This window comes from Kitasatospora sp. NPDC098663 (assembly GCF_044760075.1).
GTDB lineage: Bacteria > Actinomycetota > Actinomycetes > Streptomycetales > Streptomycetaceae > Kitasatospora.
The window spans coordinates 1-1,172 of sequence record NZ_JBIWAP010000145.1 but is presented as its reverse complement, the minus strand read 5'-3'; the positions used below and the strand labels follow the sequence as shown (position 1 = coordinate 1,172).

Genomic DNA, 1,172 nt, shown 5'->3' with positions numbered 1-1,172 from the left:
TGTTCACCCAGTACTACGGGAGCCGCGACCTCGACGCGTCCCTGCTGCTGATCCCCGTCGTGGGGTTCCTGCCCGGCGACGACAAACGCGTCATCCGCACGGTCGAAGCCGTCCAGCGTGAACTCGCCTCCCCCGACGGGCTGGTCCACCGTTACCCGACCGGTGGCCGCCGCGCCAACGTGGACGGACTCACCGGCCATGAAGGTGCCTTCCTGGCCTGCTCGTTCTGGCTCGTCGACGCCCTGGGCGCGATCGGCCAAGGCCGTGAGGCCCGGGCGCTCCTGGACCGCCTCCTCGCCCTGCGCAACGACCTCGGACTGCTCGCCGAGGAATACGACCCCCTCACACGGCGCCAGCTCGGCAACTTTCCCCAGGCCTTCTCCATGTGGGCCCTCGCCGACTCCTGCCGCGCCCTGTCCACGTTCTCCGCGTTCTCCGCGCGGGCCGATGTGGGGTCCCGAATCCCGTGTCCAGATTCCGTTTCCGATGTCCAACCGGCGCAGAACTCCGTACCGACGCACGAACCCGCAGGTGAAGCCGCTCTCTCCGGGGCTGCGGCAGCTCACGAACCCAGGAAATGGATACGTCGGCGGTACGAAGGAACGGACACACCCGGCGGAACGTCGGTAGAATCTGTCGGTCAGAGCGGTGCCACTGGACAGTCCAGCGCGGAACCTACAGCCGACGTTTCCGTGCCCCCGAGCCTGCCGATACCGAAGACGCCGAGCCTCAACGCGACACCGGCCCAGGGAACGTGATGATCCAGGCGCCCGCCCGCGAGACATCCGCCACCGCCCCGGCGCCCGCACACCGCAGCCACGCCGCCACTGGAGGACGTCATGACACGACAACCCGCTGACCGGCCGTTCGGCCCGGGCGCCGCAGGCCTGCCCCCCGTGGGCTGGCAGGACCGGACCCTGCCGGTGCTTCGCGCACTGGCGGACGCCGACCCCGCCGTGCACGCGCTGGAGGTGACCGGGTCCGCCGCCCGGGGCGGCCGGCTCCTCGACGTCTGGTCCGACCTGGACGTCTCGCTGACCACCGACCGTGACCCGGGACCGGTCGCCGACCGGCTCGCCCTGGCGGCGTCCGCCGCCCTGGGCCCGGTGTACGCGAGCAGCCGCTGCGCGCACGGGCAGGAGGCCGGAGTGCGCCTGGTCCTGACGGACCTG

General features: G+C 71.5%; 2 protein-coding genes. Both read left to right on the top strand.

The window, feature by feature from the left end:
- Positions 1 to 758, top strand: a 758-nt coding sequence (locus ACIQVZ_RS42515) for a glycoside hydrolase family 15 protein (RefSeq protein WP_402458580.1), incomplete at its 5' end; no start/stop codon positions are given.
- An 81-nt stretch (positions 759 to 839) separates the two neighbouring features.
- On the top strand, positions 840 to 1,172 hold a 333-nt coding region (locus ACIQVZ_RS42510), incomplete at its 3' end, for a hypothetical protein (protein WP_402458578.1).